This is a genomic window from Protofrankia sp. Cr1, from assembly GCF_963555865.1.
Lineage (GTDB): Bacteria > Actinomycetota > Actinomycetes > Frankiales > Frankiaceae > Protofrankia.
In genome coordinates, this window is sequence record NZ_CAUVXO010000015.1 from 23,488 (window position 1) to 31,116 (window position 7,629).

Annotated in this window: 4 protein-coding genes; 2 read left to right on the forward strand and 2 right to left on the reverse strand. The window is 68.1% G+C overall.

Going from position 1 to position 7,629, the window contains the following annotated elements:
* Nucleotides 1–351 (reverse strand): STAS domain-containing protein (locus U9980_RS03095; protein ID WP_322766593.1); only part of this gene is annotated, 351 nt, incomplete at its 3' end.
* Between the two features lie 313 nt (nucleotides 352–664).
* A complete protein-coding gene (gene pgi, locus U9980_RS03100; protein ID WP_322766594.1) occupies nucleotides 665–2,338 on the reverse strand; it encodes a glucose-6-phosphate isomerase in 1,674 nt (557 codons plus the stop codon).
* A 482-nt stretch (nucleotides 2,339–2,820) separates the two neighbouring features.
* On the opposite strand from pgi, the gene U9980_RS03105 reads away from it, so the two are divergent.
* Nucleotides 2,821–5,271: a protein kinase domain-containing protein gene (locus U9980_RS03105; RefSeq protein WP_322766595.1), complete on the forward strand. Its 2,451-nt coding sequence runs from the start codon at nucleotides 2,821–2,823 to the stop codon at nucleotides 5,269–5,271.
* A 36-nt stretch (nucleotides 5,272–5,307) separates the two neighbouring features.
* Entirely contained in the window at nucleotides 5,308–7,626 is a 2,319-nt protein-coding gene (locus U9980_RS03110) for a serine/threonine-protein kinase (protein WP_322766596.1), read from the forward strand.
* The last annotated feature ends 3 nt before the right edge of the window (nucleotides 7,627–7,629 follow it).

Consider the following 7,629-nt stretch of genomic DNA (forward strand, 5'->3'; position numbering starts at 1 on the left):
TGCGGTCGCGCCCGACCAGCGTGGCCCCGCGTCGACCTGCAGGCGACCGGTCAGGCCGGTCGAACGCAGCAACGCCATGAACGCCGGGGACGCGCCGCGAACCCGCAGGCTCGAGTGAACGCCTCGCAGCAGCAACTCGGCCCGGAGCAGGGCGGCCATCCCGGCGATGTCGATGGCCCGTAGGCCGGCGACGTCCACGGTCACGGCGGTGCCGCCACGCCCCAGCAGTTCATGGATCTCCTGGCGAAACCGCAGCCGGCCGCGGGTGTCGAGCTCGCCGTCAAGCACGATGACCACATCGCACCCGGAATGGGTCACCGACATCCGCAGATGACCAGCCTCGACCTGCATGTTTCCGCCCCCCCGCTACTCCTGCCGACGCTCGTCGTACCGCGCCGCCCGACCCCTGGCCCCGCCCCCCGGCCGGTTGACACCGGGGCGACACCTCCTGGCTTGCGTTGTCCTGGCGACCCGGCAGGTCTCCCGGACCGGAATCGCCAACAGCGTGGTCTCTCCCCGAGTCACGAGATACGTACACCCGATGCAGCGATACTACCGACGGTAACCAAGATTCCGAATTCTGCCGACGCAGAGTCACGGCAGCTTCGGGAATCAGTCCTGAACCGGATGGTTTGGATATATCGGCCAGACAGGTCCGGGACTCTCAGCCCGTGCCGGCGGCGCGGAAACGGCGGATGAGAGTGTTGGTGGAGCTGTCGTGGGCCAACTCCAGCGGCCCGTCCGCCGACAGTTCGGGGATGATCCTCTCCGCGAGTACCTTACCGAGCTCCACCCCCCACTGGTCGAAGCTGTTGATGTTCCAGATCGCACCCTGGGTGAAGACCTTGTGCTCGTACAGGGCCACCAGCTGGCCGAGCCGGAAGGGAGTCAACCGGTCGGTGAGAATCGTGTTGGTGGGACGGTTGCCCGGAAATGTCCGGTGTGGAATGATTTCTGGGTCCACCCGGTCGGCGGCGAGCTGCTCGGCGGTCCGGCCGAAGGCCAACGCCTCGGTCTGGGCGAAGAAGTTCGCCATCAGCAGGACATGGTGGTCCGCACCGCCTTGGCGCACGTCGTGATTCGCCGTGACAAAACCGATGAAGTCGGCGGGAACCAACGCGGTTCCCTGGTGGATGAGCTGGAAGTAGGCATGCTGGCCGTTGGTACCGGGAGTTCCCCAGACAATCGGGCCGGTGGGGACGGGAACAGCTCGCCCAGCCCGGTCCACCGACTTGCCGTTGCTCTCCATGTCCAGCTGCTGGAGATAGGCGGGAAAGCGGCCGAGATAATGACTGTAAGGCAGCACGGCATGGGTCTGCGCACCGAAGAAGTCCCGATACCACAGGCCGAGCAGACCGAGCAGCACCGGCAGGTTCCGCTCGAACGGAGCGGTCCGGAAGTGGACGTCCATCGCGTGGAATCCAGCGAGCATGTCCCGGAAGTTGTCCGGCCCGATCGCCAGCATCAGGGACAGGCCGATCGCCGAGTCCAGCGAATAGCGCCCGCCCACCCAGTCCCAGAACTCGAACATGTTCGCGCTGTCTATGCCGAACTCCGTCACTTTTTCCGTGTTCGTCGAGACTGCCACGAAATGAAACGGAACCGCGTCCGGACCGAGTGCGTCGACCACCCAGGCCCGCGCGGTGCGGGCGTTCGCGAGCGTCTCCAGGGTCGTGAAGGTCTTGGACGACACGACGAACAACGTCTCGGCCGGGTCGAGGTCGGCGGTCGCCTCCCAGATGTCGGTGCCGTCCACATTCGATACGAAACGAAACTGTATCGACCGGTCGGAGTAATCCACCAGAGCCTCGTATGCCATGGCCGGCCCGAGATCCGAACCTCCGATCCCGATGTTGACGACAGTCCGGATGTGTTTGCCGGTAACTCCGGTCCAGACACCGGAACGGACCTTGTCCGCGAACACCGACATCCGCTCGAGCACGGCGTGAACCTGGGGAACGACGTTCACGCCGTCCACTTCGACGACGGCGTCCGCGGGAGCGCGCAACGCGACATGGAGCACGGCTCTGCGCTCGGTCGTGTTGATCCGCTGTCCCGTGAACATCGCCTCGATCTGCGCGCGCAGTCGCACCCGCTCGGCAAGGGCCGTCAACAAAGCCACCGTCCGGTCGGTGACCCTGTTCTTGGAATAGTCGAGATAGAGCCCGTCGGCTTCCACGGCGAATGTCTCGCCCCGGTTCGGGTCGTCGGCGAACAGGTTGCGCAGGTGGACGTCGGCGATCTCGGCAAAGTGCTTGTCGAGCGCTGCCCATTCCGGCGTTCCCATGATGGGGGACGCGTGCTGGACAGCATCAATGGACGGCTCGATAGGCGACATGATCTTTCGGGACCTCCCAGTCCGATGGCCGCGGGCGCGTCGGCGACACGCTCACGATCCTGCATGCCCCACGCCAGGTCCACGTCACCACGTCACCGGCCAGGTCACCGCGCGCGTCACCGGGTGAGTCACCGGGCGGGCGGTGCCGCGGGGCACCGGATCGCCGCCATCGCGGACATGCCATCCTATAACAGAAAGTAAACAAATGGATCCATAAGGTCATGAATCTGGAACTACTGTGATGTCTGTCACCAATTTGTCACAGTCGCCCGGGACCACCGGGAGAGCGACGGGTGGCCACAGTCGTACACTCACGATTGATTTGTGACCGGAGGGCCAAAGGGTGCGCGACGATCGTCAGATCGCGCACCCGGAGGCCGCGGTCTCTGAAGCACAGAAAGAGATGTCGGTTGTCGGCACGGCCACCGACGGGCACGAATGCGGCCAATGTCATCCGTACGGTGGCGAACGGAACCTGACCTTTGTTGATCGATCGCTCGCTGGTGCAGGCCGCGCTCCCCGGCTACCAGGTTGACGGTGAACTGGGCCGTGGCGGCTATGGGCTGGTGCTCGGCGGCCGCCATCGGTTGATCGGCCGGAATGTCGCGATCAAAATCCTGCTCGACACCGCCGACGACGCGAACCTGCGCGGTCGCTTCCTTGCCGAGGCGCGGGTACTCGCCGAACTCGACCATCCGCATATCGTGCGTATCCACGACTACGTCGAGCATCAGGGCACCTGCCTGTTGGTCATGGAGCTGCTTCCCGGCGGCACGCTGCGTCAGCGCTTGGCGGTCGGCCCGATGTCGCCCGAGGCCGTCTGCGCGTTAGGTCTCGCCGCGGCGGCCGCACTGGATGCCGCGCACGCCCACAACGTCCTGCACCGCGACATCAAGCCCGACAACATGATGTTCGCCTCGGACGGGCTTCTCAAAGTCACGGACTTCGGCGTGGCCAAGATTTTCGAAGGCACCGAGACGACGGCGAGCGGTGTTCTCGGGACGCCTCGATACATGGCCCCCGAGCAGATCACCGGAGGTCGCCTGTACACCTCCACCGATCTCTACGCACTCGGCGGGGTGCTCTACGAGCTACTGGCCCGTCGGCCACTTTTCGGTCGGACCCTGTCCGTGGGCGCGCTGGTCAACCATCACCTCAACGTGACGCCACCGCCGCTGGACGGCGTGCCCGACGCCATCAGCGCGATGATCATGCGCACGCTCGCCAAGGACCCGGCCGCCCGGTTCCCAAGCGCGACCCAGTTCGCGCTCGAACTGGCCGGGGCCGCCGCGCACACGTTCAGCCCGGACTGGCTCGCCGAGTCCGGCATCAAGGTCCGCCTCGACGACGAGATCCGACACGCGGCGCAGCGGCCGCCGGCCCGGTCGAACCCACACCCGCCGGGCAGCCGGATACCGGGCGGCCAGGTACCGGGCGGCCAGGTACCGGGCGGCCAGGACCCGTGGCCGGGCCGGTCCGGTCTCCGGCCGCCGGCGACCGCTGCGCCCGGCGATCCACGCGGACAGCGTCTGAATGCCGACCCGTGGGTACCGCCGGCAGCGGTCACGCCGCCGACCCGGCTCGCCCCAGGGCAGTTCCCGCCGGCCCATCCCGATCCCGCGGCGGCCCGCCAACCTCGGCCGCAGCCGGCGCAGGCCGGCTCCGGCTGGTGGCAGGCGAACCCGTTCGTCCCACCGGCCGGTCGGGGTCCCGGGCCGTCCGGGCCGTCCGGACCGTCCGGACCGCAACCGACATCCGGCTATCCGCCGGAATGGAAAAACTACCCTACGCAATCAGCCCGGCCGTCGCGCCGGACCTGGCTCGTCGTGGGTGTCTCCTGCGCCGTGGTACTCGCGTTGATCACCGGTGTCGCACTGGTCACAGCCAGAAACCACCGCACCAGGTCAGCCGCGCTGTCCGCGACGTACTCCCCCGGCGTGGCCTATGCCGGCCCGACGCTGACCGTGGCGGGGCTGGACGCCTATGACGTCACCATCGACAAGGCGGGCGCGCTCTACATCACCGACTGGACGAGCCACCAGGTCCACAAGATCAGTAAAAACGGGACCGTGGTCACCGTCGCCGGCACCGGGACCAGTGGCTCCACCCCGGACGGCGGACCCGCGAACCAGGCACAGTTACACAGCCCGGCCGCGACGCTCCTGGACGCGGCGGGGAACATCTACCTCAGCGACTCCGGTAACAACCACATCCAGAAGATTGATACAAATGGGATCATCAGGACGATCGCGGGTACCGGGACGGCCGGCTTCACCGGGGACGGCGGCCTGGCCACGTCGGCCCAGCTGAACGAACCGAACGGGCTCGCGCTGGCCGCCGACGGCACCCTGTACGTCGCCGACTACGCCAACCAGCGCATCCGACGGATCAGCCCGGACGGTGTGATCACAACAGTGGCCGGTAACGGAACCAAGGGCTTCGCCGGGGATGGCGGCCCAGCCACTGCGGCCGAGTTCAACAACCCGAACGGACTGGCGATCGCCGCCGACGGCACGCTGTACGTGGCGGATCTCGGCAACGAGCGCGTCCGCAAGATCGACCCGAACGGAATGGTCAGCACCGTGGCCGGCAACGGGTCCTACGGCTACGGCGGGGACGGCGGCCTGGCGACCGCCGCGGAACTGCGCATCCCGAGCGTCGCGGTCAGCCCCGACGGCGTCCTCTACATAGCCGATTACGGCAACCAGCGCATCCGGCGAGTAGGTGCCGACGGACGGATCGCGACCGTGGCCGGCAATGGGACCGAAGGCTACGCAGGCGACGGCGGCCCGGCCACCCGGGCGCAGCTGTCAAGCCCGACCGGCACCGCTGTCGACGGCGCGGGCAACCTCTACATCGCCGACGACAAGAACGACCGGGTCCGCAGGGTCGACTCCACAGGTGTCATCACGACCATCGCCAGGACCGGATAGTCCCAGAGGGTCAAGCAGAACAGGCGGAAGTACGACATGCCAGTCGATCGGGAGCGAGTGGCGGCCGCGTTGCCGGACTACGACGTCGGTGACGAACTCGGCCGCGGGGGCTTCGGCGCCGTGCTCGCCGGCCGCCACCGGCTGATCCGCCGGGATGTCGCGATCAAAGTCCTGCATGACCACACAAGCGGGGCCGAGGACATCCGGGAACGCTTCGTGGCGGAGGCGCGGGTTCTGGCCGGACTCGACCATCCCCACGTCGTCCGCGTCTACGACTACGTGGAACGCGACGGCCTGTGCCTGCTGGTGATGGAGAAGCTGACCGGCGGCAGCCTGCGCCAACGGTTCGCATCCGGGCTCAGCCAACCAGGGGCCTGCGCCATCGGGCTGGCCGCCGCCACCGCGCTTGCCGCGGCGCACGCGAAAGGCGTGCTGCACCGGGACGTCAAGCCGGACAACCTGTTGTTCACCGACACCGGCCTGCTCAAGGTGGCCGACTTCGGCATCGCCAAGATCCTCGAAGCCACGGCGACAACGACCACCGGGCTTGTCGGTACGCCCCGTTACATGGCACCCGAGCAGATCGCAGGCGACCGCCTCAGCCCCGCAACGGACCTGTACGCGCTCGGTCTGGTCGTCTACGAGCTACTCGCGGGGCGGCCGCCGTTCGAGAAGAACCTGACGGTCGCGGCGATCCTGCACCACCACCTCAACGTAGCGCCGGCGCCGCTCGTCGAGGCACCGGCGGCGATCGCCGCCGTGATCGGGCGTGCCCTGGCGAAGAACCCCCTGGCGCGGCAGGCATCCGCCCAGGAGTTCGCCGTCGACCTTGCCGTGGCCGCGGCGGGGGCCTTCGGCCCGGGGTGGCTCACCGCCGGCGAGGTGCCGACAACGCTGCCCGACGTCATCACCGCTGCGGCCCGCGACGGCGTGTCCGCGAACACCACCAACTCCGCCCCGTACACCGTCAGCCCGGTGCCGGTGCCGGTGCCGAATGCAGGGCCGAATGCAGTGCTGGCGGCGAGGCTCGACGCAGGGCCGAATCCGACGCGGCGACAGCCCGGCCCACGCGGCCTGCTCGGTGTACGGCGCAACCGGATCATGGCTGCCGCACTCGCCGCGGCGCTGGTCGCCACCGGTGCCGCGCTCGCGCTCGCGCTCACCTTCGCCGATTCCGGCCCCAGGCCGGGCACAGGCGCATACGCGGGCGACACCCTGGTCTACGAACTGCCGCTGGCAGCGGGTCTCGCGATCGACCGGAACGGGAACATCATCATCGCGAACGCGATCCTCGGCCGGGTCATCACCATCAACCCGGCCGGGCACGCCACCTGGCTGGCGGGGTCACCGCCACAGTCCACGACGACGACGACGCCGACAAGCACCGCGCCGTCGACAAGCAGGCCGCCCAACGGCACGGAGCCGGTCAGCCCGACAGCGGCTCAAAAAGAGGTGATCGATCAGCCGGTCGCCGTGGCGGTCGGCCCGGACGGATCGGTCTACGTCGTCTCCGGTGCCTCTGACGGCCAGGTTTTCGCAATCGAACGCAGTGGCGCCATCACCGTGGTCGCGGGCGCTGGTCCGAAAAAACAGGGATTCACGGGAAACAACCGGGGTAACGCGACCAGCGCGGAACTGTCCTACCCGCAGGGTGTTGCGGTCGACAGGGACGGCAACATCCTCATTACCGAGGGCACCCGCGTGCGTCGGGTCAGCGCCGACGGCAAGATTGACACAATCGCCGGGACCGGCGGCCCGACCGGCAGAGGCGGAAGCTCCGGCGACGGCGGCCCGGCCACCCAGGCTCTGCTGACCCGACCGACGGACATCGCCGTCGCCGGGGACGGCAGCATCTACATCCTCGACACCGGCACCAGGACAGTCAGAAAGATCGACCCGGAAGGGATCATCACCCGCGTCGCGGGTAAGGCACCACCGACGGGAGTCTCCACGCCGTCCACGCCGTCCACGCCGTCCACGCCGTCCACGCCGTCAGCCACACCTTCGCCGCCGGCGATCGGCAGCATCGGAGACGGTTCCCCGGCGACTGATGTCGCGCTCGACGAGCCTGACGGGATCACGCTGGCGCCCAACGGTGACCTCTACATCGCCGAGTACGGGACCAACGCCATCCGCCTGGTGAGCGCAGCCACCGGCCGCATCAGCACCGTCGCCGGGGCACATGCGGCGACAGTGCTCGGCGACGGAGGTGACGCCCGCGAAGCCCGCGTCTACGGCCCGACCGGTGTCGCCGTGGACGCTACCGGCGCGGTCTACGTCGCGCAGTACGACGGCCTGGTCAGACGAATCGCCGGCGACGGGTCCATTTCGACCGTGCTGAAGCACAACCAATGAAAA